General features: G+C 73.3%; 23 protein-coding genes. 8 read left to right on the forward strand and 15 right to left on the reverse strand.

Annotated features, from left to right (window positions below; all coding sequences use genetic code 11):
* Positions 1-8: 8 nt before the first annotated feature.
* Positions 9-2,621: a histidine kinase dimerization/phosphoacceptor domain -containing protein gene (locus tag BM314_RS02300; RefSeq protein WP_091976708.1), complete on the forward strand. Its 2,613-nt coding sequence runs from the start codon at positions 9-11 to the stop codon at positions 2,619-2,621.
* Complete coding sequence (locus tag BM314_RS02305; protein ID WP_091976710.1) at positions 2,618-3,211, forward strand: biliverdin-producing heme oxygenase; 594 nt, start codon at positions 2,618-2,620, stop codon at positions 3,209-3,211. The genes BM314_RS02300 and BM314_RS02305 overlap by 4 nt, the downstream gene beginning before the upstream one ends.
* A gap of 5 nt (positions 3,212-3,216) precedes the next feature.
* On the opposite strand, the gene BM314_RS02310 is transcribed toward BM314_RS02305, so the two are convergent.
* Positions 3,217-4,110 (reverse strand): LysR family transcriptional regulator, encoded by an 894-nt coding sequence (locus BM314_RS02310; RefSeq protein ID WP_091976711.1) that lies wholly within the window; start codon positions 4,108-4,110, stop codon positions 3,217-3,219.
* 100 nt (positions 4,111-4,210) lie between these two features.
* On the opposite strand from BM314_RS02310, the gene BM314_RS02315 reads away from it, so the two are divergent.
* A complete protein-coding gene (locus BM314_RS02315; protein WP_020092709.1) occupies positions 4,211-4,657 on the forward strand; it encodes a DMT family transporter in 447 nt (148 codons plus the stop codon).
* 109 nt (positions 4,658-4,766) lie between these two features.
* On the opposite strand, the gene gmk is transcribed toward BM314_RS02315, so the two are convergent.
* Positions 4,767-5,429: a guanylate kinase gene (gmk, locus tag BM314_RS02320; RefSeq protein ID WP_056525786.1), complete on the reverse strand. Its 663-nt coding sequence runs from the start codon at positions 5,427-5,429 to the stop codon at positions 4,767-4,769.
* A 76-nt stretch (positions 5,430-5,505) separates the two neighbouring features.
* Positions 5,506-6,363 carry a YicC/YloC family endoribonuclease gene (locus tag BM314_RS02325; protein WP_091976892.1) on the reverse strand — a complete coding sequence of 286 codons (858 nt, stop codon included), beginning with the start codon at positions 6,361-6,363 and terminating at the stop codon, positions 5,506-5,508.
* Positions 6,364-6,716: 353 nt separating this feature from the next.
* Here BM314_RS02325 and BM314_RS02330 point away from each other — a divergent pair, with 353 nt between their 5' ends.
* The gene (locus BM314_RS02330) at positions 6,717-7,352 is read left to right on the forward strand and encodes a PAS domain-containing protein (RefSeq protein WP_244539826.1); all 636 of its coding nucleotides are present in this window, start codon (positions 6,717-6,719) and stop codon (positions 7,350-7,352) included.
* A 49-nt stretch (positions 7,353-7,401) separates the two neighbouring features.
* On the opposite strand, the gene mltG is transcribed toward BM314_RS02330, so the two are convergent.
* The 5 genes from mltG to BM314_RS02355 form a co-directional block, all read right to left on the reverse strand.
* The gene (mltG, locus tag BM314_RS02335; protein ID WP_091976715.1) at positions 7,402-8,817 is read right to left on the reverse strand and encodes an endolytic transglycosylase MltG; all 1,416 of its coding nucleotides are present in this window, start codon (positions 8,815-8,817) and stop codon (positions 7,402-7,404) included.
* Between the two features lie 150 nt (positions 8,818-8,967).
* Entirely contained in the window at positions 8,968-9,858 is an 891-nt protein-coding gene (mutM, locus tag BM314_RS02340; protein WP_056525801.1) for a bifunctional DNA-formamidopyrimidine glycosylase/DNA-(apurinic or apyrimidinic site) lyase, read from the reverse strand.
* Positions 9,859-9,982: 124 nt separating this feature from the next.
* Positions 9,983-10,615, reverse strand: coding sequence for a Smr/MutS family protein (locus tag BM314_RS02345; protein ID WP_091976716.1), 633 nt, complete (start codon positions 10,613-10,615; stop codon positions 9,983-9,985).
* Positions 10,612-11,790 (reverse strand): murein transglycosylase A, encoded by a 1,179-nt coding sequence (locus tag BM314_RS02350; RefSeq protein WP_091976717.1) that lies wholly within the window; start codon positions 11,788-11,790, stop codon positions 10,612-10,614. Before BM314_RS02350 ends, BM314_RS02345 begins: the two co-directional genes overlap by 4 nt.
* 38 nt (positions 11,791-11,828) lie before the next feature.
* Entirely contained in the window at positions 11,829-12,539 is a 711-nt protein-coding gene (locus tag BM314_RS02355) for a Tim44/TimA family putative adaptor protein (RefSeq protein ID WP_091976719.1), read from the reverse strand.
* Positions 12,540-12,885: 346 nt separating this feature from the next.
* On the opposite strand from BM314_RS02355, the gene secB reads away from it, so the two are divergent.
* The gene (secB, locus tag BM314_RS02360) at positions 12,886-13,386 is read left to right on the forward strand and encodes a protein-export chaperone SecB (protein WP_026604852.1); all 501 of its coding nucleotides are present in this window, start codon (positions 12,886-12,888) and stop codon (positions 13,384-13,386) included.
* 23 nt (positions 13,387-13,409) lie between these two features.
* Here secB and BM314_RS02365 read toward each other — a convergent pair whose 3' ends face one another.
* Positions 13,410-14,288 (reverse strand): LysR family transcriptional regulator, encoded by an 879-nt coding sequence (locus tag BM314_RS02365; protein WP_091679692.1) that lies wholly within the window; start codon positions 14,286-14,288, stop codon positions 13,410-13,412.
* An 87-nt stretch (positions 14,289-14,375) separates the two neighbouring features.
* Between BM314_RS02365 and BM314_RS02370 the strand changes: the two genes are divergently transcribed.
* From BM314_RS02370 to BM314_RS02380, 3 genes are all read left to right on the forward strand, one after another.
* Complete coding sequence (locus tag BM314_RS02370) at positions 14,376-14,936, forward strand: DUF4865 family protein (protein WP_091976721.1); 561 nt, start codon at positions 14,376-14,378, stop codon at positions 14,934-14,936.
* Positions 14,937-14,962: 26 nt separating this feature from the next.
* Positions 14,963-15,355, forward strand: coding sequence for a tautomerase family protein (locus BM314_RS02375; protein WP_091976722.1), 393 nt, complete (start codon positions 14,963-14,965; stop codon positions 15,353-15,355).
* 114 nt (positions 15,356-15,469) lie between these two features.
* Entirely contained in the window at positions 15,470-16,702 is a 1,233-nt protein-coding gene (locus BM314_RS02380; protein ID WP_056525810.1) for an MFS transporter, read from the forward strand.
* A 215-nt stretch (positions 16,703-16,917) separates the two neighbouring features.
* Here BM314_RS02380 and BM314_RS02385 read toward each other — a convergent pair whose 3' ends face one another.
* The 6 genes from BM314_RS02385 to BM314_RS02410 all read right to left on the reverse strand — a co-directional run bounded on the left by BM314_RS02385 (position 16,918) and on the right by BM314_RS02410 (position 23,864).
* Entirely contained in the window at positions 16,918-17,793 is an 876-nt protein-coding gene (locus BM314_RS02385; protein ID WP_012320644.1) for an RNA polymerase factor sigma-32, read from the reverse strand.
* A gap of 314 nt (positions 17,794-18,107) precedes the next feature.
* Complete coding sequence (locus tag BM314_RS02390) at positions 18,108-18,713, reverse strand: CarD family transcriptional regulator (protein ID WP_020092694.1); 606 nt, start codon at positions 18,711-18,713, stop codon at positions 18,108-18,110.
* A gap of 503 nt (positions 18,714-19,216) precedes the next feature.
* The gene (gene fdxA / locus BM314_RS02395; protein ID WP_020092693.1) at positions 19,217-19,555 is read right to left on the reverse strand and encodes a ferredoxin FdxA; all 339 of its coding nucleotides are present in this window, start codon (positions 19,553-19,555) and stop codon (positions 19,217-19,219) included.
* Between the two features lie 217 nt (positions 19,556-19,772).
* On the reverse strand, positions 19,773-20,081 hold the full coding sequence (locus BM314_RS02400; RefSeq protein WP_091976724.1) for an RNA-binding S4 domain-containing protein: 309 nt from the start codon (positions 20,079-20,081) through the stop codon (positions 19,773-19,775).
* 10 nt (positions 20,082-20,091) lie between these two features.
* Positions 20,092-23,343 carry a helicase-related protein gene (locus BM314_RS02405; RefSeq protein ID WP_091976725.1) on the reverse strand — a complete coding sequence of 1,084 codons (3,252 nt, stop codon included), beginning with the start codon at positions 23,341-23,343 and terminating at the stop codon, positions 20,092-20,094.
* Between the two features lie 203 nt (positions 23,344-23,546).
* On the reverse strand, positions 23,547-23,864 hold the full coding sequence (locus BM314_RS02410) for a hypothetical protein (RefSeq protein ID WP_091976727.1): 318 nt from the start codon (positions 23,862-23,864) through the stop codon (positions 23,547-23,549).
* Between the last annotated feature and the right edge of the window lie 113 nt (positions 23,865-23,977).

The following is a 23,977-nucleotide window of genomic DNA, read 5'->3' on the forward strand; positions in this document are numbered from 1 at the left end:
CGCTCCTGATGCCGCCCAGCCAGGCCCCCGATACGGACGTCGATCTCGACGTCATCGCGCCGGACGCGCTCGACCGCCTGGACCAGGGCGTGATCGGGCTCGATGCGGCCGGCACCGTCGTGGCCTTCAGCGAGGGCGCGAGCGCGATCTCCGGGCTGTCGCGCGAGGCCGTCCTCGGGCGCGACTATTTCTGCGACGTGATGCCGGGCACCAACGTGCCGAGCTTCCGCGGCCGGTTCCTGGCGGGGGCGCGCCGCGGCGCCCTGGACGAGACCTTCGAATACGTCTTCGGCCGGCTACCGCAGCCGCTCCGGGCCCGGATCCACATGCGTCACGGCCAGATCGGCGGCACGCGCCCGGTGACGTGGCTGACCATCGATCCCGTCGAGAGCCTCGGCGCCGACCTGTCGCGCGAGGCCGTGATGGCGGCGATCGGCCGGCGGGTGCGCGCCGAGCCGGTGGATGCCAGCCTCTGCGAGCGCGAGCCGATCCACATCCCGGGCTCGATCCAGCCCAACGCCGTTATGCTCGCGGCCGATGCCGGAACCCTCCTGGTCGCGGCCTACTCGGCCAATGTCGGCGAGATCATCGACCCGATCGAGCCGCCGCTGGCGGGCCGGCCCCTGGCGGACGTGCTTCCGGCGGAGGTCGTCGCGGCGATCCGCGCGCGGCTGGCGAGCGGGACCCTCGAGGACGGCGCCTCCATCCGCCGGACCCTGACCTTCCCGGATCGCGGCGCCTATCACGCCGTCGTCCACGCCCATGCCGGCCGCGTCATCGTCGAGATGGAACTGGAGCCGGATTCGGCCGACGATTTCGCCACGGCGAGCCAGGTCGATACCGAGCTGGCCGTCGGTCGCCTGCGCGAGGCCGGGACCCTGGCCGAGGCCGCCCGGATCGCGGCCCTCGAGATCAGGGCCCTGACCGGTTTCGAGGCGGTGCTGGTCTACCGTTTCGACCCGGACTGGAACGGCGAGGCCGTGGCCGAGGACAAGGTGCCGGGCTGGTCGCGCAGCCTGCTGGGCCTGCGTTTCCCCGCCTCCGACATTCCCGCCCAGGCCCGGGCCCTCTACACCAAGGCCAAGAGCCGCTTCGTCATCGACCGTGACAGCGTCCCGGTCGGGCTGGTCTCGGCCCCCGGCGCCGGCAACGGCCCGATCGACCTGACCTTCGCCCAGCACCGCACGCTCTCGCCGATCCACCTGGAGTACCAGCGCAACCTCGGCGTGAACGGGTCCATGTCGATCTCGATCATGGTCGAGGGACGGCTGTGGGGCCTGATGATCGGCCACCACCGCCGCCCGCACTACGTCACGCCGGAGACGCGCGCGGCCGCCACGGTGCTCACCGACGCCTTCGCCATGCGGGTGCAGGAGATCGAGTCGCGCCGCCTCTGGGCCGAGCGGCAGGCGCATCTCGACGTCGAGGGGCGCCTCGTGCGCGGCCTGACGCGATCCGACGACTTCGTGGCCGCCCTGACGGCCGGGACGACGACGCTGCTCGACCTGTTCAGCGCCACCGGCGCCGGCATCGTCTCGGGCGAGCGGGTCACGCTGATCGGCCGGACCCCGCCGGCCGAGATGGTGGCGGCGATCGCCAGCTGGCTGCGGGCGCGCGTGCCGGAGGGCGAGGTCGTCTACAGCAGCGACAGCTTCGGCGCCGATTTTCCGGAGGCCGGGCCGCATCGCGAGATCGCCAGCGGCCTGCTCGCGGCCTTCGTGGACGATTCGCGCGAGAACTTGCTGGTTTGGTTCCGGCCCGAGGTGCCCAGCACGGTCACGTGGGGCGGCGACCCGCGCAAGCCCGTGCTCGCCGGAAGCGGTCCCGTGGCGGTGCTGCCCCGCCGCTCGTTCGAGCGCTGGGTCGAGGAGCGCACCGGCTTCGCCGCGCCGTTCGCGGAATGGCAGGTCCAACTGGCCGGCTCCTTGGCCGAGGCGGTCGAGGGCGTGGTACTGCGCCAGCGGCGCAAGATCGACGAGCTCACCGGCCTGCTCGCCGAGAAGGAGCGTCTGCTCGAGCAGAAGGACCTGCTCACGCGGGAGATCGACCACCGGGTCAAGAACTCCCTGCAGATCGTCTCGGCCTTCCTGCAGATGCAGCGGCGCCAGATCGCCGACGGCGAGGCCCGGCAGGCCTTCGCCGACACCTCCGCGCGGGTGATGAGCGTCGCGCGGGTGCACGACAGCCTGTACCAAGCGGATCGGTTCGACGAGGTCGATCTCGGCCAGACCATCGAGAGCCTGTGCAACGACCTCGCGGGGCTGGCCGGCGACGGGCACGCGGTCGACCTGTCGGCGGAGCCCGGCCTGATGGTGCCCTACCGCAAGGCCGTGGCGCTCTCGCTGATCGCCACGGAACTCGTCACCAACGCCTTCAAATACGCGGCCAACCCGGCGGGCATCGGCCGCGTCGAGGTCAGAGTCTCGGCCTCCGGCCCCGGCGAGATCCAGCTGCGCGTCTGCGACGACGGGGCCGGCCTGCCCGACGACTGGGCGGACGCCAAGGCGCGGAGCAAGGGCTCCGGCCTGGGCATGAAGCTGATCCGGGCGATGCTCGACCAGATCAACGCCAAGCTCACCGTCGCCAACACCCCCGGCGCCTGCTTCACGATCACCGCGTGAGATCCCGCGAAGGCCTGCACGCGCGGCTGCGCGCCGCGACCGATCCGGCCCACCGGGCGCTGGAGGCGTCCCTCGACTGGCAGGCGCGGGTGGCGACGCTCGGCGGCTACCGGGATCTGCTGGGACGCCTCTACGGCTTCCACGCGGTCTGGGAATCGGCCATCGGGTCCGGGCTCGCCGACGAGCCGTTCCTGGCGCCGCGCCGCCGACTCGCGCTCCTCGCGGCCGACCTCGTCCATCTCGGCCTCCAGCCCGGCGCGGTCGCGGCGCTCCCGAGACCGGCCGCTCCGGTTCTCCGCGGGCCGGCCGCCGCCACGGGCGCGCTCTACGTGCTGGAGGGATCGACCCTCGGCGGGCAGCTGATCGGCCGCCACATCGCCGGCCTGCACGGCTTCTCCGACGCGGGGCTCGCCTATTACCGGGCGCACGGGCCCGCCGCGGGGGCGATGTGGGCCGCCTTCCGCACGCGCCTGGACGCGTTCGGCGACGACCCGGCCGCGGAGGCCGCGCTCACTGGCGCGGCCGTGTCGACCTTCGCGGCGATGCGCGCGTGGCTCTGCCCGGTCCCGGAGCTGCCGGCCGCCGCCTGAGCCGCTCAGGCGGCGCCGAGGGCGTCGCGCTCCGCCGCCAGATGGAGCATCAGCCGCTCGACGAGCCGCCCCGGTGGCCGGCCTGCCGGCCGGAGCAGCAGCGTCTCGATGGGGATCTCGGGCCGGAACGGCCGCAGCACGATGGGCAGCCCGCCGAGCGCCCGTGCCGGGACCGGATCGACGATGGCGGCGCCGAGTCCCTCGGCGACGAGGCCGCAGCGGGCCGCCGTGTACGCGGCCATCAGGGCGAAGCGCGGCGTCGCGCCGGCGCTCGCGAAGGCCGCCTCGGTGGCCGACTGCACGGGGCTCGACCCGGCCGCGATCAGCGGCACCCCGGCGAGGTCCGCCGCCGTGACGACGCGCCGGCGGGCCAGGGCGTGCCCGCGGGGCAGCGCGCACACGGCCGCGACCCGCAGGAACGGCTCGGCGCTCACCCCGGCATGGCCGGAGCGCGGCCGGGCGAGGCCGAGGTCACACTGGCCCGAGGCGGTCCACGACCAGATCGTGTCGGGGCTGGGGACGTGGACCGAGATGCGCAGATCCGGGCATTCCGCGTCGAGGCGGCGAATGGCGCGCGGCAGCAATCCGGCGGCCAGGGAGGGCTGGCAGGCGACGCGCAATCCGCCGGTGCCGCGCTCGCGGATCCGGCGCGCGGCCTGCTGCAGGTGATCGAGGCCCGCGTAGGTCTGCGCGACCTCCTGGGCGAAGGCCTCGCCCTCCGGGGTCGGGAACGCGTTGCCGTGCCCGCGCACGAACAACGCGAAGCCGAGGGCCGCCTCCAGCTGCGCGATGGCGCGGCTGATATGGGGCTGCCCGATGCCCAGGACCTCGGCGGCCCGCGTCATGCCGCCGTGGCGCATCACGGCGCGGAAGAGGTCGAGATGTGCGGGGTTCATCATGCCGAAACTGCATGGACGCGGGTCAGCGCGGCATTTGACGGCATCGGCCGGGACGGTTGTCAATGCCGCCCGCCGTCCCGACCCCGAGACCCGTCCCGCAATGCTCGCCTTCGCGCTCTCCGCCCTGCTCGCCGTGCTGGCGGGCGCCGGCCTCGTCCTGCAGCAGATCCTGAACGCGAATCTCCGCGCGGGCCTCGACTCGGCGTCCTGGGCCGGCGTCTCCAGCTACGCGGTCGGGCTCGCCTGCATGGCGCTCCTCGCCGCCGCCTTGCGCGACCCGGTGCCGACGGCCGGCGTGGCGGAGCGCATCCCGTGGTGGACCTGGAGCGGCGGCCTGTTCGGCGCGGTGTTCATCGGCCTCGCGATCCTGCTGGTCCCGAAGCTCGGCGCCGCGACCTTCTTCGCGCTCCTCGTCACGGGCCAGATGGTCGCCTCGGTGCTGTTCGACCACGCCGGCCTGCTCGGCCTCGCGCAGCGGCCCGTCGACCTGCCGCGCCTCCTGGGGATCGCGCTCCTGATCGGCGGCGTCGTGCTGATCCGCCGCTAGAGCCGTGCGCGATCGCGCAGCAACCGAGCACGGCTCCAAGCCTGTGTCTTGACACGCTCTCTTGCGCCGGACCGGTATCCACTTCGGCGGAGAGCGCTCCAGGGCCGGATCACGGCGTCTCGGCCAGCAGGCCCTCGACGAAGGGGGCGAGTCCGGTGCGGCGCGCCCGCCGGAGACGCTCGGCCGCCAGAATCCCCTGGAGGGCCCGGAAGGCGTTCTGCAGGTCGTCGTTGACGATGACGTAGTCGTACTCGACCCAGCGCTGGATCTCGGTCCGGGCGTTGGCGAGACGCTTCTCGATCGTCTCGGCGGAATCCTCCGCCCGGCGCTCCAGGCGCTGGCGCAGCTCGGCCATGCTGGGCGGCAGGATGAAGACCGTCACCACGTCCTGGGCGAGCTTGGAGCGCACCTGCCGCGTGCCCTGGTAGTCGATGTCGAAGATCATGTCCCGGCCGGAGCCCAGCACCTTCTCCACCGGCCGACGGGGCGTGCCGTAGAAGTTGCCGTGCACCTCGGCCCATTCGAGCAGATCGTCGCGCTCGCGCAGGTCGTCGAACGCCTCGCGATCGATGAAATGGTAGTGCCGCCCGTCGATCTCCGAGGGGCGCCGCCCCCGCGTGGTCACCGAGATCGACAGGTCGAGCGCCCAGCTCGGATCCTGCGCGATCGCCCGCGTCAGGGTGGTCTTTCCCGCGCCCGAAGGCGAGGAGAGGATCAGGATCAACCCGCGCCGCGCGATCGAGTCGGAGACGCTCCCGGCCGGCTCGGTCATGCGCGTGGCTCCCAGACGTTTCGCATCCGTATCCTCACGTCCCGATCCGGCATCGTGCCCAGCATCGTGCCCGGCATCATTCGATGTTCTGCACCTGCTCGCGGAACTGCTCGACCACGGCCTTCAGGTCGAGTCCGATCCGCGACAGGCTGATATCGTTGGCCTTGGCGCACAGGGTGTTGGCCTCGCGGCCGAATTCCTGGGCCAGGAAGTCCAGCCGCCGGCCGATCGCGCCACCGGCCGCCAGTAGGTCCCGGGCGCTCGCCACGTGGGCGCGGAGCCGGTCCAGCTCCTCGCGGACATCCGCCTTGCCGGCGAGCAGCATCGCCTCTTGGTGCAGGCGGTCCGGGTCGAGGCCGCTGCCGCCGAGGGCCGCGACAACCGCGTCCAGCCGTGCCCGCACGGCCTCGGGCTGGCGGGCCGGGTTCTCCTCGGCCGCCTGGGTCAGCGCGGCGATCCGGTCGACCTGGGCGGTGACGACCTGCTCGAGCTGGCGCCCCTCGGCGCGGCGCGCCTCGACGAGATCCGCGACCAGCTGGACCACGCCCGCGGCCAGGTCCCGGGCGAGGGTGTCGGTGTCGGCCGCCTCGTCCTCGACCTCGATCACGCCGCGCACGCCGAGCAGCCCGTCCATCGTGGCGGGGGCCACGCCCTCGGGGACCGGCACCCGGGCCACCGCCTGGGCGAGGCTCGCCAGGAGCGTCTCGTTGATCCGCACCCGCGCGGTCGTCTCCGGCTTGGTGAGGGTCAGCGTCACCTGGCACTGCCCGCGGGTGAGTGTCTTCTGGAGCGCGGTGCGCGCGGTCTCGCCGAGCCCGTCATAGCCCGCCGGCACGCGGGTGCGCACGTCGAGGCCGCGCCCGTTGACGCTGCGGACCTCCCAGGCCCAGTGCACCGGTCCGGCACTGCCCGCCGTCCGGGCGAAACCGGTCATGCTCGCGATCTGGGCCACGCCGACCCCCGTCCCCGTGAAGATCGGGGCCTGTAGCACGGATCACTCCGGTGGGAAGAGGCCGGTCGCCGCCGTCGCCGCGTCGCGAGGCGCGTCGGGCGCGCGTCGGACGCGCCGCGCGCCCGGCCATCTCGGGCGGCGCCGTGCAGTCGAGCGGCACCCGGCACGCTGTTGGGACCGGTAGGGCCGCCCGCCCGCGAAGCGGGCCCCGTCCGCCGTCGCCCGGGCGGTCGCGGTGGTCACGTTTTCACTTTCGTGTCGCGCGGCCGACGTTGCATTCCGCAGTGAAGGTGTGCTCGAAATCCCGCTCGTCTGCACATGAACTCGGATGGCGCATGCCGCGATCAGTATTGGGGAGGACCGCGCTCACGCCGTTCGGGATGTCCGCGCTGGGCGTCGGCATCTGGGAGGATGCGCCGCACACGGGATGCGTGCGCGGGGACGCGACGATGGCGCGGATCTTCGGCCTGACCGAGGCCGAGGCGGCGGACGGCATCACCTGGGAGCAGCTCTCCGCGCTCTTCCACCCGGAGGACCTCGCCCGGGACCAGAGCGAGCGCCGTCGCGTCCGCGAGGAGGGCGGTCTCTTCGCCTGGGAGCACCGCATCGTGCCCGCGCCGGGCGTCGTGCGCTGGGTCCTGGCGCGGGGCCGGTTCCAGCGCCGCGCGGACGGGCACATCTACGGTCGGGGCATCGTGATCGACATCACCGACAGCCGGGTCGACGGCCCGTACGAGCCGCCGGTCGGTTTTCTCGGGGCTCCGACCGAGCCGGGGACCGCCGTCGAGCGGATGGCCGATTACGCGATGCGCCTGTGGGAGCTGGTCGGCGATCTCGGGCCCGGCGAGGCGACGCGGGTGCAGCCGCTGCTCGAAGCGCTGCTCTACGAGCTGGGACGGCAGATCGCGGCCTCGCTGTCGGGTGAGCCGCCAGAGGCGCCGCGGCGCCCGCGGAACCCGCGGGCGCATTGAGGGCGGCCTCGACGGCGCCGAAGCCGGCGGCGCGGACCGGCGCCGCTGCCTAGCGGCGGCCCCGCGGCGCCGGTGCCGGCTCGCTCAGGGTCGGGACCGTCTTGGGCGAGCCCAGATCGTAGCTGCGGTTCTTGAGGGGATCGAGGCGGGTGCCCTCGGAGGCGTCGAAGGCGCGCGTGCCCGGCGTGCCGGTATCCAGGGCGAAGGCCGCGTTGGTGTTGATCCCGTTGCCCGCGGGGGCGCCGCCCGGCGCGTAGGCCGAGGCGCGGCCCGGCGTGGTCGAGTCCGGGCTCGGCTCGACCTTGTCGACGGCGTCCGGCGGCGCCTGCCGGCTCTTCTCGACCGCCCGCCAGCGGGCGACGTTGCGCTGGTGCGCCTCGAGGGAATCGGCGAAGGCGTGGCCGCCGGTGCCGTCCGCGACGAAGTACAGGTCCTTGGTCCGGGACGGGTTGGCCACCGCCTCCAGGGCGGCGCGGCCGGGATTGGCGATCGGCCCCGGCGGCAGGCCCTCGATCACGTAGGTGTTGTAGGGGGTCGGCCGGTCGATCTCGGAGCGCAGGATCCCGCGGCCGAGGGTGCCGCGCCCGCCCACGAGCCCGTAGACGATCGTGGGATCGGATTGCAGCTTCATCCGCTTGTTGAGGCGGTTGATGAAGACCCCGGCCACCCGGGGCCGCTCGTCGGCGCGGCCGGTCTCCTTCTCGACGATGGAGGCGAGGGTCACCATCTCGGCCGGGGTCCGCACCGGCACGTCGGCGCTGCGCCGCAGCCAGATCTGGTTCAGGACCTCGCGCTGCTTGGCCTTCATCAGGTTGACGATCTGCTGCCGGGTGGCGCCGCGCTCGAACTTGTAGGTGTCCGGCAGGAGCGAGCCTTCCGGGGGGATCTCGTTGATCTCGCCGGCGAGCACGTCGTTGTCGTTGAGGCGGGTGACGATCTGCTCGGAGGTCAGGCCCTCCGGGAAGGTGATGGCGTGCTGGACCTGCCGGCCCGTGGCGATCGTGTCGAGCGCGTCGGAGATGCTCGCGTGCGCCTTGAAGACGTACTCACCCGCCCGCAGCGCCGGCCGGCCGCCGAAGCGGGCGGCGAACTCGAACAGGCCGGTATGGTCGATCACGCCCTCGCGCTTCAGGGTCTCGGCGATCTCGGCCGTTCCGCTGTGGGTCGGGATGACCACGACCTTGTCGGCCGCGAGCGGTCCCGGCTCGCGCACCTGCCGCTGGAACAGCGTGATCCCGATCATCGCCGCGATGGCGATGACGACCGCGAAGGTCAGGGCGCCGCTGATCAGGCCCACGAGGCCGCTCCGCTCGCGCTCGGGCTTCTCCGGCGGCGGGGGCGCGACGGTCGGCTTGATCGCCTCGCCGGGCGAGCGCGGCGACAGCCGCTGCGGCAGGGCGGGCTCGTCCGTCGGATCCTGCGCGGCGGTCTCGGGCGCGGGCGTCTTTGAGCGGCGGAAGAACATCGGGATCCTGTCTGGGCCCGCGCGACCCGTCACGCGTCGCGGGCCGGGATCGGCTGCCCGCAACCGGGTGCGCACGTCGAGGGGCGTAACCCTAGTCGGGTTTGTGGCGAAATTGCCGTTCCGCGGCGCGATAGGCGCCGATCGGCGCGCTCAGCCCGGGGGCTGGCAGGTGGCGCAGTAGAAGGTCGAGCGGTTCGCCTGCACGATGCGGGTGATCGCGCCGGCGCATCCGGGCCGGCTGCAGGGCAGGCCGACCCGGTCGTAGACCCGGAAGGCGTGCTGGAACGCGCCCGCGCTGCCGTCCGTGTGGGCGTAGTCGCGCAGGGTCGAGCCGCCGGCCTTCACGGCCTCCTCGAGGACCTGCACGATCGCCTTGGCCAGGGCGTTGGCCTTGGGCGTCGGGCGCCCGTCCGGCCGGGCGAGGCTCCCGGCCGGCGCCTCCGGATGCAGGCGCGCCCGGTGCAGCGCCTCGCACACGTAGATGTTGCCGAGGCCCGCGATCAGGCGCTGATCGAGCAGGGCGGCCTTCAGCGGCGCGATCTTGTGGCGGAAGAGCTGCGCGATCACAGCCCCGGTCAGCCCGTCGAGGGGCTCCACGCCCATCCGGGCGAAGTGGCGGCAGGCCGCGAGCTCCGCGCTCGGGACCAGATCCATGAAGCCGAAGCGGCGGGCGTCGTTGTAGGTCACCGTGGCGCCGGTGCTCATCGCCATGACCACGTGGTCGTGCCGGGGCGTGCCCTGGGCGCCCTCGAGGTAGAAGTCTCCCGGGGACAGGTTGCTGCCGTCGGGCAGAGCCACGTCGAACCGCCCGCTCATGCCGAGATGCATGACCAGCGTCTCGCCCGAGTCGAGGGCGGCGGTGAGGTACTTCGCCCGGCGCGCGAGGCCCGTGACGGTCCGCCCCTCGAGGCGGGCGGCGAAGCGCTCGGGAAACGGGAAGCGCAGGTTGGGCCGGCGCAGGGTGACGCGGCTGAACCGCGCGCCGACCAGGGCGGGCGCCAATCCCCGCCGCACGGTCTCGACCTCTGGAAGCTCCGGCATCGCTCTCGCGGCATCTCCGTGCGCGGCGCCCCGTGCGCCGGATCCGGATATCGGCGGGATCGGTCCGGGCCGCAACCGCGGGGAACCAGCGCGGTTTGCCGCGCGTCCCGCGCCGAGGCCCGTCTTAGCGGCGGCGCAGGCGGACGTAGAGGGCGCCGCCGCCGCCATGGTGGCGGGCGGCCTCCTCGAAGCCGAGGACGATGCCGCGCAGATCCGGCCCCCGCAGCCAGTGCGGCACGCTGCGGCGGAGGACGCCCCGCTCGGAGAAGGCGTCCGCGTGGCCCGGGCCGCCCTTGCCGGTGACGACCAGCACGTAGGAATGCCCGGCGGCCCGGGCGCGGAGCAGGAAGCCCGTCAGCGCGGCGTGGGCCTCGGCCTGCACCATCCCGTGCAGGTCGATCCGCGCCTCGATCGCGAGCCGCCCCCGGCGCAGGCCGAGCTTGGCGTTCCGCTCCAGACCGGCACTCGGCGCGTGCCGCTGGGGCGGCGCCTGGTAGGGAGCGGCGGTGGCCGGGCGCGCCGGCTCCGAGGCCGGCTTCGGCGGGTGCTTCGCCCGCGGCCTCTTGGCGGCCGGCGGCGCGCTGGGCTTCAGGATCGGCGCCGAGAGGGCCGGCATGGTGGCGGTCGGGCCCGGCGGCGGAGGTGTCTCGGGCACCGGGGCGGCGCGGCCCTGCAGCGGCGTGACCAGCTTGGCGATCGCGTCCCAGAGGCGGGTCTCTCCCGCGGTGAGGCGGCGCCCGCGGCGCGGGGCCCTCACGGCGCGGCTCCGGGCACCGCCGCGCGGCGCGGCAGCAGGACCACGAAGCCGATCGCGTCGCGGAGGTTGCCGGCGGCTACGCCGGCCTCCGCACCGGTACCGACGAAGAGGTCGCCGCGGGCAGGGCCGACGATCGCCGAGCCGGTATCGGCGGCGATGACGAGGCGCCCGGCCTCACCTGGAGTCGCGCCGGGGAGGGGGCCGGCGAGCCAGAACGGCAGGCCGTAGCGCCAGAGGGTCGAATCCACCGCCAGGCTGCGGCCCGGGCTGAGCGGGGCGTTCGCGGCGCCCGGCGGCCCGAGGGCCGGATCCGCGACCGGAGCGAGGCGGAAGAAGATGTAGGAGGCGTTGGCGCGGATCAGGCGCTTGGCGGTCTCGGGATGGGCGCGCAGCCAGCCGGTCCAGCGGGCGAGCGTCAGGCCCTCCAGGGGCAGGTGGCCCTCCTGGACGATCAGCTTGGCCACCGCCGTGTAGGGGCGGCCGTTGCGGCCGTCGTAGAGCACCCGCACCGCGCGCCCGTCCGGCAGCCGGACGCGCCCGGAACCCTGGACCTGCAGGACCAGCAGGTCGACCGCGTCGCGCAGCCACAGGATCGGCTTCGCCCGCGCGCCGAGGGCGCCGTCGTCGATCGCGGCGCGGTCGGGGTAGGGGGCGAAGCCGTCCGCGGTGGCGCGGGCGGCACGCAGGCCCGGGTCGAGCCCCGGGCGGGTCTCGCCGGGGCCGAGGGAGATCAGGTCGTCGGGGCGGGCCAGGACCGGCGTCTGGAAATCCGGGCCGGGCTCCAGGGAGCCGGTGAGTTCCGGCTCGAAATAGCCGGTCAGGAAGCCGGGCCGGTCCGCGCCGGGCCGCGCGACGCGGAACGCCTCGAACCGCTCGTGGAAGAAGGCGGCGGCGTCGGGCACGGGGCCGGCGGCGGCCGCGCAGGCCTCGGCGAGGGCGGCCGGATCTCCCACGACGCCGTCGGGCTGGGGCAGGGCGGGCGGCGGGGCCGCGCAGACGCGGCGGAAGGCGTCGAGCGCCGCCTCCGTCCCCGCACCGGGGAAACCCGGCAGGTCGGCCGCGGCCACGGGGGTCAGCACCGCGCCGCCGACCGCCGTCGGCGCGGCGGACACGGCCTGACTCAGGAGGGACGCGAGGAGGGCGGCCGGGACTGGTCCGGACCGGGCGCGGGACATCGGCACGGCAAGATCGTCACGGAACGCCGGTCACGGACTCAGGCGCCGGCCTCGGTGGCCACGAGCTGCCAGTTCGGGTCCCGCGAGCCGAGCGTGCGGGCGAAGGTCCAGACATCCGGCACCTCGACCACCGTCTCGGCGCTGCCGTCCACCACCTTGCCGTCGGCGTCGCGGGTGGCGGTGATCAGGTTCGACAGGAAGCGGACCGTGACGTGCGCCACGCGGTTGCGCACCTCGACGGCGACGATCTCGGCCTTGTCGATCGACACGAAGGTGGTCTCGAGCGTCTGCCGGTTGCGCTCGCGCTCGGCGATCGCCCGCTCGAACGCCTCGCCGACCTCTTTCGAGAGGAGGCCGCGCAGGGTCTTCCGGTCGCCCTTGGCGAAGGCGATCATGATGGCTTCGTAGGCCGACTTGGCGCCCTCGATGAAGGCGCGGGGGTCGAAGCTCGGCTCCGCCTGGATGCAGGCCTCCAGGCCGCGCGCGACCTCGGATCCCGGCTCGGCGATCCCGCGCCAGTCCCGCGGGGCGGCGGGCTGCGGCGCGGCCTGGACCCGGTCGGCGCCGGGCAGGCGAACGACGTTGTCGCCGTCGGAGCGCGCCTGGGGCTCAGTCCGGCTGCGGTCGACCGGCTTGAACGGCGAGCGCTCGGCCCCCGTCTTCTGACCGAGCACCGAGCGCAGACGCCAGATCACGAAGACGGCCAGCGCGAGGAAGATGATCGTCGTAACGTCGAAACTGTCCTGCATCACCGATCCGATGGTGGCCGCGGCGAGACCCTGTGCCCCTTGCTCAGGTCGCGCGCGGTGCGGCGCCGGCTAAGCGCGCAGAGGTCTGGCCGACTCATATCCGACCAACGCGTCGGGAGCGAGCCGGTTGTGTCGGCCGGACGATCGAACCCACGCGTCAATTGCGATCCGGTCGATATGGGTCGTGGGGGCCGCCGGCGCCAGCGCCGCGCCCGCTCGCTTGTCCAGGCCCGGCCCGCGTGTTAGCGGCCCTGCCGTTTGGGCAGTTCCGCGGCGTGATCCAGCCGCTCCCGCCGCGACAACAACCCGCGCCGGCCCTGCCGGTCGATCGAGAAGGATGATCCGCATGGCCGATTCCCCGGCAGCGAACGGCAACGGCGGCGGCATGCCGCAGGGCGATGCGCCGACCATCAACGCCCTGGCGCAGTACACGAAGGACCTGTCCTTCGAGAATCCGAACGCACCGCGCTCGCTCCAGCCCAAGGAGGGCCAGGGGCCGCAGATCAACATCCAGGTGAACGTCAACGCGCAGCAGCTCTCGGAGACCGATTTCGAGGTCGAGCTGAAGCTCGAGGGCGACGCCAAGATCCAGAACGAGGTGCTGTTCGCCTTCGAGGTGACCTATGCCGGCGTGTTCCGGCTCCTCAACATCCCGGCCGACCAGATCCATCCGGCGGTGATGATCGAGTGCCCGCGCCTGCTCTTCCCCTTCGCCCGCCAGATCGTGGCCGAGGCGGTGCGCAACGGCGGCTTCCCGCCGCTGTACATCGACCCGATCGACTTCGTCGGCCTCTACCGGCAGAAGGTGATGGAGCAGCAGGGCGCCCAGGGCCCGCTTGCCTCCTGAGGACCGGACGAGCCGGCGGTCGGTCAGCGGCCGCCGGGACCGCGATAGGCCGCCGCCAGCGCGCGCAGCGCCTCGGCGGGGCGCCCGGCTAGGCGGCGGGCGCGCAGGACCACGAAGGTGCGCGGCAGTTCCGGCAGCCCGAACCGGCCGCCGACCTCCACGGCGCCGGCCGGTGCCGTGCTCGGCGCCAGGGCCGCCACCGCCAGCCCCGCCATCACGGCCGCCCCCACCGCCAGCACGCCGCCGCCGACGAAGACCTCGGTCCAGGGGAGCCCGGCCGCGTCGAGAACCCGCATCGCCGCGCCCCGGACCGTGCAGGGACCCGCGAGTCCCGCCAGCCGCAGCGTCTCGCCCGGCCGGGGCGCCGGGAAATCCGGTGCGGCGAACCAGCCCAGCCGCTCCTCCGCCAGGACCGCGCCGCCGTGGCCGGCCTCGTCCTCCGTCCGGAAGATCACCGCGTCGTAGCCGCCCTCGCCGGAGGATCCGAACGCGGCCGCGAGGTCGCGCGATGGGACGATCCGCACCTCCGTGATCAGCCCGGCCCGATCCAGGCCCAGGCGCCGCAGCAGCACCGGCAGGTCGGGGCCGGCGACGTGGTCGCTGATCCCGAGGCTGAGCCGGGCGGGCTGCGCCGTCGCCGCGTCGGCCACGGCGCTGTCATGGGCGTCCAGGAGGCGCCGAGCGGCCGGCAGGAACAGGGCGCCCTGGCGCGTCAGGTCCACGTGCCGCGGGGTCCGGTCCAGGAGGCGCGTGCCGAGCCGGTCCTCGAGCCGCTTCAGCCGCAGGCTGATCGCCGCCTGCGACGTGGCGAGCGCCTCGGCGGCACGGGTGAAGCTGCCGAGATCGACCACGCGCACGAAGGCCAGGACGCCTTCGAGGTCGAGGGGACGGTCGGCGACCATAACGCACTCTTATCGTAGATATCGGCGCCGATATGTCGCTGTTATCGACGCGGCGTGCAAGCCTGCGGGCCTCTTCGGGAGTGCCCCATGCTGATCACCCGCTACCGGCATCGTCTGCCGGCCGACTACGCCATGGACAGGATCCGCGCGCGCGTCGCCGCCCGCGCGCCGGCCTGGGACGCGGTGCCCGGCCTCGTCTTCAAGGCCTTCACGGTCGAGGACCGGGCGCGCGGGGCCGCCGCCAACGCCTACAGCTCGCTCTATCTCTGGCAGGATGCCGGCGCTGCCGCCGCGTTCCTGGCCGGGGCCGGGTTCGGCGCCGTGATCGCGAGCTTCGGCCGGCCGCGCATCGAGACGTGGCTGGCGGTCGCAGCCGCGTTCGGGCCGGGGGACGCGGCGGGCGCCCTCTCGGAGGAGACGCGTCTCGTCGGGCCGGCGGAGGATCTCGCCGCCCTGCGCGACGACGAGCGGGGGCGCGGGCGCGACATCGCGGCCGGGCGCGACGTCCTCGCCACCGTGGCCGGGCTCGATCCCGACGGATGGCGTCTCACACGCTTCACCCTCCGCGCCGAGCCGGCCGCCGGGCTGTCCGGAACCGCGATCGCCCACCTCGCCGCGCCCGGCCTCGCCGCGGCGCGCGGCCGCTGATCTCGGACCGATCGAGGAGTGAGACCATGCCTCTGACCCGCATCTCCCTGCGTGCCGGGACGACCGAGACTTACCGGGCCGCTCTCGTCGCGGGTGTCTACGACGCCATGCGCGAGACCTTCGCGGTGCCGGAGGGCGACCTGTTCGCCCTGGTGCACCAGCACGACGCGTCGGACTTCGTCTACGGTCCCGAGTATCTCGGGATCCGGCGCAGCGACCGCCTCGTGATCGTCCAGATCACCGCCAACGCGACGCGCGGCACCGCGCAGAAGCGCGCCCTCTACGCCGCCGTGACCCGCAACCTCGCCCGCGATCCCGGCGTGGCGCCGGGGGACGTCTTCATTAACCTCGTCGAGGTCAACCCGGAGAACTGGTCATTCGGGGAGGGGCTGATGCAGTACGGCCCGCGGGAGCCGTGAGGCCGGGGCAGCGAGTCCGCCGCGGGAGCGGTGCGGCGATGATGGCGGCGATCCGGGCTTGACCGTTCCGGGGGCGGAGTACAGGTCCGGGGCCCGAAACGGCTCCAGGATCGCATGGCCCCCACCGCAAACCTCGCCCTGATCAACCTGTTCATCGGGGACATCCAGGGCGGCCTCGGACCCTTTCTCGGGACCTGGCTGGCAGAATCGGCCTCGTGGAGCCCCGCGCGGGTCGGGTTCGTCATCACGCTGGTCGGCATCGGCACGCTGTTCCTGAGCGGACCGTTCGGTGCCCTGGTCGATCGGTTCCCGCGCCCGCGCCTGCTGATCGCGCTGGCCTGCGGGGCGATCCTGGTGGGAACGCTGCTGCTCCTGCCGGCCCGCAGCTTCCCGGCGGTGCTGTGCGCGCAGCTGTTCGCGGCGGCCGGCGGCACCCTGCTGCTGCCGGCCGTCGCGGCGCTGACCCTGGGTATCGTCGGCAAGGACCGGTTCCCCGCGCAGCAGGGGCGCAACCAGGCCTTCAATCACGTCGGCATCCTGATCGCCGCGGGCGCCATCAGCCTCGGCACCGGCTATTTCGGCCCGGCGATCGCCTTCTGGGTGCTGGGCGGTATGGCGCTGGCGGCGATCGTCGCGACGGCGACGATGCCGGCCAAGGCGTGGAGCCGCCGCCGCGCCGTCGGCTGGAAGGAGGACGACTCGGACGAGCCGGAGCGCAGCGGCCTCCGCCAGGTCCTGGGGAACCGTCGCCTGCTGGTGCTGACCGTGGCGCTGACCCTGTTCAATCTCGGGAACGGCGGCATGCTCTCGCTGCTCGGCCAGAAGCTGGTCGCGACCGCGGCCGACGCCACGACCTGGACGGCCCGCTACGTCATGGTGGCCCAGTTGGTGATGGTCCCGGTGGCGCTGTTCGCCGGATCGCTCGCCGACAAGCGCGGCCGCCGCCAGCTGCTGATGGTCGCCTTCGCGGTCCTGCCGGTGCGGGCGCTGCTGTCCGGCCTCATCGACGATCCGGTCTGGCTGATCGCCGCCGAGGTGCTGGACGGCGTCGCCTCTGGCATCGTCGGGGTGGCGGTGCCGGTCATCGTCGCCGACCTGACCTGGGGATCCGGCCGGACCCAGACGGCCATCGGCAGCGTCAACGCCGTGCAGGGTGTCGGCGGCGCCCTGTCGGGCTGGTACGGTGGCCTGTCCTACGGGATGTTCGGCTGGACCGGCGCCTTCCTGGCTCTCGGCCTGCCGGCGCTCATCGCCCTCGCGCTGGTGATCTGGCTCGACGCGACGCCGGAGCCCGGCCGGCGCAGTCGCCGGCGGGAGCGGCGGAGCACCGCCGCTCAGGGAGCCTGAACCGGCCGCGCGACCGAAACCCGGGTCGACCCGCTATAGGACCCGATCGCGGCCGCCCCCGCGCGTTGCGGTGCCGCCCGACGACGCCGCGCCGACTGCCGTCCCATACCCCGGATCGCCGCGCGGCGATCCGGGGTATGGGACGCGGGGCCCTCTGAAACGCGAAAACCCGGCCTCGGGGCCGGGCTTCGCGTCGGTGTTGCTACCGTGTGGGCTCAGCCGATATGCGGGCTGCCGGTGGCGGCGGGGAAGCGGTCGGCCAGGGCGCGGCGCAGCTTCTCCAGGGCCCGGTTCTCGATCTGGCGGACGCGCTCCTTGGAGATGCCGAGCCGCTGGCCCAGGGCCTCCAGGGTCGCCTGATCCTCGGCGAGGCGGCGCTCGCGCAGGATGCGCAGCTCGCGCTCCGACAGCACGGTCAGGGCCTGCTGGAGCCAGCTCAACCGACGCTCGCCGTCGACCGTGGCGCTCACGGTCTCATCCGGCAGGTCGGCGCCGTCGACGAGGAAGTCCATCCGCTCCGAGGAGGCGTCGCTGTCCTCGCCCACCGGGGCGTTGAGCGACATGTCGGGACCGGACAGGCGCGCGTCCATCAGGGCGACGTCGTCCCGCGACACGCCGATGGCGCTGGCGATGCGGCGGTGGATCTCGTCGCCGACATGCTCCTCGGTGGATTGCATAAGCCGGGCGCGAAGCCGCCGCAGGTTGAAGAACAGAGCCTTCTGCGCCGAGGAGGTGCCGCCGCGCACGATCGACCAGTTGCGCAGGATGTAATCCTGGATCGACGCGCGGATCCACCACGTCGCGTAGGTCGAGAAGCGGACGTCCCGCTCGGGCTCGAACCGGGCCGCGGCCTCCATCAGGCCGACATGCCCTTCCTGGACGAGGTCGGCCATGGGCAGGCCGTAGTGACGAAAACGCCCCGCCAGGGCGATGACGAGGCGCATATGGGCGGAGATCAGACGGTGGAGGGCCCGCTCGTCGCGCTCGTCCTTCCAGCGGACGGCGAGGCCGCGCTCTTCTTCCCGGGCCAGGAAGGGTGCCTCCATGGCAGTCCGTATGAACTGCCGTCGAATTCCCGCGATCTCAGCCATCCGCCTGCCTCTTGTTGTCGAGTGCTGTTGCGGCGTCGAGCCGATAGCCCGACGCGCAGGCGCCACCGGGAGGCGACGCCAGGCAACCGACAACGGAAGGCAAAACGCGAAAGTTCCGTCCCGATGCCCCACAATGCGACAACCGGGCGGCCACGAAATCGTGTTCTGTTCCGATCAGATGGGATCCGGCCGCGCGCCGTCCAGCCCGGATGTCCCGAAACGACCGGGCCGGCGCGCCGGTTCGGACCGGTCCGGGCACAAAAAACCCGGCCACAGGGGCCGGGTTCGATGTCGTCCGCGGGGGGAAGCGCGCCTCAGGCGGCCTCCTCCTGAATGTCGTCGCCCTCGCTGTCACCGTCGGCCTCGGCCTCGGGCTCCGCCTCGTTCTTCGCCCGACGGGGCGACTTGGCGAGGCTCTGCTCGATCAGCTTCAGGGCCTCGGTCTCGGTGATGCGGTTCACCGACGAGATCTCGCGCACGATCCGGTCCAGGGCGGCCTCGTAGAGCTGGCGCTCGGAGTAGGACTGCTCCGGCTGAGCCTCGGACCGGAAGAGGTCGCGCACGACCTCGGTGACGGCGAGCAGGTCGCCCGAGTTGATCTTGGCCTCGTATTCCTGCGCGCGGCGCGACCACATGGTGCGCTTGATCCGGGCGCGGCCGGTCAGCAGGTCGAGCGCCTTCTTGACCAGTTCCGGCTCGGCGAGCTTGCGCATGCCCACGCTGTTGGCCTTCGCGGTGGGGACGCGCAGGACCATCTTGTCCTTCTCGAACGATACGACGAACAGCTCAAGCTTGTAGCCGGCGATCTCCTGCTCCTCGATCGCGGTGATGCGACCGACGCCGTGGGCCGGATACACGACAGCCTCGCCGGTCTTGAAGCCCTGCCGGCCTGCGGTCGTCGTCTTCTTGGCTGTGGTCATGCGAGAAGGGCCTCCACTGGCGCGCAGCGTTCGGCGCCGCGCGAAACCGTGTTCTTCCGGGCGGGACACCCGGTCTGCCTCGCCGCTCCCGGACCCGGCGCCGAGCGCACGAATCCGGGCGTTCCCCGGCGCGGCCGTGCGAACGCCTGGCCCGCCCGCCGAAGTCGCCTCCAGCGGTCGAGCGCGTACTACTCCTAACCCACGAAAAGCGAAGGCGTTTCAGCCGGAGGGAGCACGTCAGGCGCGAGCGACGGCAGGCGGATTGTCTACCACAATCCGGCGCGCAGATCAAAGCATCCCTGAAGACGCACGCGCGGACCAAGCGCGGCGCCAAAGAGTTTTACACTGGTGCGGCGGGACAGGAATGACCTGGCCGCGTATCAGGCCCTCGTATGACGCAGCCCCGCCGCGGGGTTCAGCGGCGGCACGGGCCCGACAGATCTTCCCGCAATCTGGGAAGCGGGCCGCGGGCCGGCGTCAGAACCTGCGGGGCCGGCGCGGGGTCAGTCGCCCGAGCCAGGGTTGGGCGAGAAATGCGCCTCGAGCTTACCGCTCTTGCCGTCCCAATCCTTGGCGTCGGCCGGGGCTTCCTTCTTCTGCGTGATGTTGGGCCAGGACTTGGCGTAGTCGGCGTTCAGCTTCAGCCACGTGTCGAGATTCGACTCGGTGTCGGGCTTGATCGCCTCGGCGGGGCATTCCGGCTCGCAGACGCCGCAATCGATGCACTCGTCCGGATGGATGACGAGCATGTTCTCGCCTTCGTAGAAGCAGTCCACCGGACAGACCTCGACGCAGTCCGTGTACTTGCACTTGATGCAATTGTCGGTGACGACGTAGGTCATCGGATGTCTTCGTCCTAAAACTCGACTTGGCCCGGGCGGAGCCTGGAGACGGCCCGCGCGCCCGGAGGGTGCTGCGAGGGGAACGCCGGTGAGACCCGACACGGGGACGGATCTCGGAGGCCCACGGCTCTAGACGCTGCCTCCCGGACTGACAAGCGTGCGGGCGCCGCAAGGGTTCGCGTCGGGTCGCTCGCGCGGCCGCTGTGGCGCGACCTCATCACTCGGACGGCCCGTCCGGCCCGTCCTCGACCGACAGGGTGCCGCCCGACAGGTCGTCGTAGAGGAGCCGCGCCTCCGACGCCGGGCCGCGGCGCAGGCCGAGACCGAGTACCTGCACGGCCAGGGTCGCGTGGGGCGCCGCCACCGTGACCACGTCACCGATACCGATGGCCTTCGCGGGGTTCTCGGTCCGGCTGCCGTTCACCCGCACGAAGCCGTCGGAGGCCAGCCGCGCCGCGAGCGACCGGGTCCGCGCGAAGCGCGCGAACCACAGCCACTTGTCGAGGCGCTGCCGGTCCTCGCGCATCCGCCGCGGATCAGCGCTTCCCGCCGTCGCCGGCCTCGAGCTGCGCCTTCAGGGCCGCGAGCTTGGCGAAGGGCGAGTCCGGATCGGGCGCCCGCTCGCGCCGCGGCGGCCGCTGGTCGGGCCGCGGGCCGGAATGGCGCTGCTCGGCGCCGCGCTGGTCGTCGCGGCGTTCCGGACGGCCGCCCTCGAAGCGGTCGCGGCGCGGACCGCGGTCCCGGCCGGGGCGCGGGCCGCCGTCGCCCTCGGCCCGGCGCTGCTCGGGCCGGCCACCGTCGGGACGCCCCTGACCCGGGTGCTGGCCCTGCTGGCCACCGTCGCGGCCCCGACCCGCCCCGCGGGGACGGTTCTGCGGGCGCTGGTGGGCCGGGCGCTGGTGGCGCTGCAGGCGCCAGACCTCGATCTGCGGGATCTCGGCTGCACCCTCGCCCTCGGCACCAACGGCCTCGGCCCTCTCGGCCGTCTCGGCCGCGTCGGGCTCCGCCTCGGCGGCCGCGGTCTCCTCGGCGATGGGTTCGGCCGCCGGCGCGGCGTCCGCCTCGGCCGGCTGCTCCGCCTCGGCCGGCTGCTCCGCCTCGGCGTGGGGCGACTCGGTCGCAGATGTCTCGGTCGCGAGCGCCTCGGTCGCGGGCGCCTCGGTGGCCGCGTCGACCGGCGTGCCGGCCGACTCGTCCGCAGCCTCGCCCTCGGCGGGCTCCGCCTCGGGGGCGGCCGGGGCTTCCTCGGCCGCGTCAGCGTGATCGGCGGCGGTCTCGACACCCTCGGCGGCCGGGGCCTCGTCGCCGACCGGCTCGGCGGCATCAGCCTGCGCGGCGACAGCCTCCTCGGAGGAAGCCTCGGCGGCGGTCGGCGCCGCCGGCGCGGTGGCGGCAGCGGGGACGAGCGGCACCGTGATGGCCGGGCCGGGGCGCGCCTCGGAATTGTAGCCGAGCGACTTCAGGATCGAGGCGAAATCCTCGCCCGAGCATCCGACCAGCGAGGTCATGCCGACGGTGGCCACGAAGCCGTCGCCGTCGGCGGTGCCGTCCGGCGGGGCGCCCGGGGTGGTACCGGGCCGGTAGGCGATCGCCGGGCGGATCAGGTCGGCGAGCCGCTCCAGGATGTCGACCCGCACCGCCCGCTCGCCGCTGACCCGGAAGCCGGCCGCGCGGTAGAGGCCCTTGGCGATCTCGCGGTCGACCTTGATCGAGGTGCGGCCGGAGCCGGCGAGATGCGCGATCTCGTCGAGGCCGCGCTGGTCGAGGCCGCCGTTGCGCAGGGCCCAGAGCTGGGCCGCGAGCGTGCGGGGCGCCGGCTTCAGCAGCGCCGGCAGGAAGATGTGGTAGGCGCCGAACCGGACGCCGTGGCGGCGCAGGGCGCCGCGGCCCTCCTGGTCGAGGCTGCGCATCTCGTGCGCCACCTTCGAGCGCTCCAGCACGCCGAGCGCCTCGACGACTTGGTAGCCGATTCCCTTGGCGAGGCCAGTCAGGTCTGCTGCGGTCTCGATCTCCATCAGCGGCCCGAGCAGCCGCACGATGTAGGCCTTCAACCACGCGTCGAGGCGCGCCTCGACCTTCTCGCGATGCGCGCCGGTCAGGCTGTCGTCCGCCAGCAGACGGATCTGCGGGGCGAACAGCTTCTCGCCGGGGGTGAGCTTGGCGACGGGCGCGCCGGTCCAGCGGATCGTGCCGTCGTGCGAGAGCACGAGGGTCGAATCGGCCGTTGCCGAAAACCGCTCGGCCCGGGACTCGATCTCCCCGGCGAGCGCCTTCTCGGCGGCGCTCCTCAGGGTTTTGGCCTCGTGCCCCTCGGCGCTGGCATCGGGAACGAACAGGAATCCGTGAAGGTGGCCGACATGCTGACCCTCGACGGTGACGTCACCGTCGGCGGTGATCTGGGCTTCGAGCATCGTGTTCTCTCTCAGGCGCCGCATCAGGACGCTTGTGCGCCGGTCGACGAAGCGGCTCGCGAGGCGTTCGTGCAGGGCGTCGGACAGCCTGTCCTCTACCCGACGCGTCTCGCCCTGCCAATGTTCTGGGTCGCGCAGCCAGTCGGGACGGTTTGCAACGAACGTCCAGGTGCGTCCCTGCGCGATCCGGCGGGACAGCGTGTCGATGTCGCCGTCGGTCCGGTCGATCATCGCGACCTGCTCGGCGAACCACGTGTCGGGGATGCGCCCGGCCATGCCCTTCATGAGGAATCGGTAGAGCTGCGCCACCAGGTCGGCGTGCACCTGCGGGTGGACCTTGCGGTAATCCGGCACGCCGCAGACGTCCCAGAGCCGGCGCACGCCGGCAGGGTTCCGGGCGAGGTCGCGGATGTCGTCCTCCTTCATGAGGATCTCGAGGGCCTGCTGGTCCTCGCCCATGGGGGCGCGGGTCAGGCCCGATTCGCGCGGGTGCTCGTCGAGGCTCGCCTGCAGGCCCTCCAGGCTTCCGAAGCTCAGATCCGGGTTGCGCCATTGCAGGATGCGCAGGGGATCGAAGTCGTGGCTCTCCAGCCGCTCCACCAGCTCGGCCTCGAAGGGCGGGCAGCGGCCGGTGGAGCCGAAGGTGCCGTCCGAGAGGTGGCGCCCGGCGCGGCCGGCGATCTGGCCCATCTCGGCGGGGGTGAGCTTGCGGAAGCGGGTGCCGTCGTACTTCCAGTTGGCCGCGAACGCGACGTGATCGACGTCGAGATTGAGGCCCATGCCGACCGCGTCGGTGGCCACGAGGTAGTCGACGTCCCCCGCCTGGTACATCTCGACCTGGGCGTTGCGGGTCCGCGGCGACAGGGCGCCCAGCACGACCGCGGCGCCGCCGCGCTGGCGGCGGATCAGCTCGGCGATGGCGTAGACCTCCTCGGCCGAGAACGCCACGATGGCGGTCCGCCGGGGCAGGCGCGACAGCCGCTTCTCCCCCGCGAAGGTGAGCTGCGACAGCCGCGGCCGGGTCGTGGTGTGGACGTTCGGAATCAGGCTCTGGACCAGCGGCAGCACGGTCGAGGAGCCGATCAGCAGGGTCTCCTCCCGGCCGCGCACGTAGAGCAGGCGGTCGGTGAAGACGTGGCCGCGGTCCATGTCGGCGGCGAGCTGGATCTCGTCGATGGCGACGAAGGCGACGTCGATGTCGCGGGGCATCGCCTCGATGGTGCAGATCCAGTAGCGCGGCCGGTCCGGCTTGATCTTCTCCTCCCCGGTGACGAGCGCGACCTTCTCGGGGCCCACCTTGGCGACGACGCGCAGGTAGACCTCCCGGGCGAGCAGCCGCAGGGGCAGCCCGATCATGCCGGTCGGGTGGGCGAGCATCCGCTCGATGGCGAGGTGGGTCTTGCCGGTGTTGGTCGGCCCGAGGACCGCGGTGACACCGCGGGCGCGGGCCTCGCGGGACAGCGAGCGGCTGGGCGTGGGGCGGAGCAGCGCGTCGATGGTCGGCGGTTCCTTCGAGCGGGAAGGCCGTCGCGGCGCCGTCGCGGCGCGGGCGGGGAGGCGGGTTCGACCGGCCGGTCGCGTCAGGGACGGTAGGGCCGGAACGATCCTCCCTCATATGGGATGCCGCCGCCCCCAGGTCCAACCTGCGGCGTGATCATCGGGTAGATGTCGATCTGCGTCGTCGGCGTGCCCGGCTGCGGCGCGAGGTCGGCGCAGAGCGTGTCGGGGGTCGCGACGAGGGGACCGCGGCGGGGCGGCCTGTTCTCGACGACCTCGGCCGACGAGAAGGCGTCACCGCCGCACCCCGGATCGGCGGACCCGGCACTGAGGGACTGCGCCGCGGCCGGCCCCGCGAGCGCGGCCAGGGCGAGGGCGATTCGGAGGGCAGGCGAGCACATCCGGGCATTATCGCCGGGAACGTGAAGATTCCCTCCACCCGCGCGGCCGCGGTCCCCGCCGCGAGGGTTCCCACCGGCCCGGCGCCTCCCTGGGTCATCTCGCAGCACGCGCC

The sequence above is a fragment of the Methylobacterium sp. 13MFTsu3.1M2 genome, assembly GCF_900112625.1.
Classification (GTDB): Bacteria; Pseudomonadota; Alphaproteobacteria; order Rhizobiales; family Beijerinckiaceae; genus Methylobacterium.

Coding starts and splice junctions, on each gene's coding strand:
- BM314_RS02375 (WP_091976722.1), top strand. CDS start 14,963: ATGCCTCTGACCCGCATCTCCCTGCGTGCCGGGACGACCGAGACTTAC.
- BM314_RS02300 (WP_091976708.1), top strand. CDS start 9: ATGCCGCCCAGCCAGGCCCCCGATACGGACGTCGATCTCGACGTCATC.
- BM314_RS02330 (WP_244539826.1), top strand. CDS start 6,717: ATGCCGCGATCAGTATTGGGGAGGACCGCGCTCACGCCGTTCGGGATG.
- BM314_RS02385 (WP_012320644.1), bottom strand. CDS start 17,793: ATGGCTGAGATCGCGGGAATTCGACGGCAGTTCATACGGACTGCCATG.
- fdxA (WP_020092693.1), bottom strand. CDS start 19,555: ATGACCTACGTCGTCACCGACAATTGCATCAAGTGCAAGTACACGGAC.
- BM314_RS02350 (WP_091976717.1), bottom strand. CDS start 11,790: ATGTCCCGCGCCCGGTCCGGACCAGTCCCGGCCGCCCTCCTCGCGTCC.
- secB (WP_026604852.1), top strand. CDS start 12,886: ATGGCCGATTCCCCGGCAGCGAACGGCAACGGCGGCGGCATGCCGCAG.
- BM314_RS02315 (WP_020092709.1), top strand. CDS start 4,211: ATGCTCGCCTTCGCGCTCTCCGCCCTGCTCGCCGTGCTGGCGGGCGCC.
- BM314_RS02400 (WP_091976724.1), bottom strand. CDS start 20,081: ATGCGCGAGGACCGGCAGCGCCTCGACAAGTGGCTGTGGTTCGCGCGC.
- BM314_RS02355 (WP_091976719.1), bottom strand. CDS start 12,539: ATGCAGGACAGTTTCGACGTTACGACGATCATCTTCCTCGCGCTGGCC.
- BM314_RS02380 (WP_056525810.1), top strand. CDS start 15,470: ATGGCCCCCACCGCAAACCTCGCCCTGATCAACCTGTTCATCGGGGAC.
- mltG (WP_091976715.1), bottom strand. CDS start 8,817: ATGTTCTTCCGCCGCTCAAAGACGCCCGCGCCCGAGACCGCCGCGCAG.
- BM314_RS02410 (WP_091976727.1), bottom strand. CDS start 23,864: ATGTGCTCGCCTGCCCTCCGAATCGCCCTCGCCCTGGCCGCGCTCGCG.
- gmk (WP_056525786.1), bottom strand. CDS start 5,429: ATGACCGAGCCGGCCGGGAGCGTCTCCGACTCGATCGCGCGGCGCGGG.
- BM314_RS02405 (WP_091976725.1), bottom strand. CDS start 23,343: ATGCTCGCCCACCCGACCGGCATGATCGGGCTGCCCCTGCGGCTGCTC.
- BM314_RS02365 (WP_091679692.1), bottom strand. CDS start 14,288: ATGGTCGCCGACCGTCCCCTCGACCTCGAAGGCGTCCTGGCCTTCGTG.
- mutM (WP_056525801.1), bottom strand. CDS start 9,858: ATGCCGGAGCTTCCAGAGGTCGAGACCGTGCGGCGGGGATTGGCGCCC.
- BM314_RS02370 (WP_091976721.1), top strand. CDS start 14,376: ATGCTGATCACCCGCTACCGGCATCGTCTGCCGGCCGACTACGCCATG.
- BM314_RS02390 (WP_020092694.1), bottom strand. CDS start 18,713: ATGACCACAGCCAAGAAGACGACGACCGCAGGCCGGCAGGGCTTCAAG.
- BM314_RS02325 (WP_091976892.1), bottom strand. CDS start 6,363: ATGACCGGTTTCGCCCGGACGGCGGGCAGTGCCGGACCGGTGCACTGG.
- BM314_RS02310 (WP_091976711.1), bottom strand. CDS start 4,110: ATGATGAACCCCGCACATCTCGACCTCTTCCGCGCCGTGATGCGCCAC.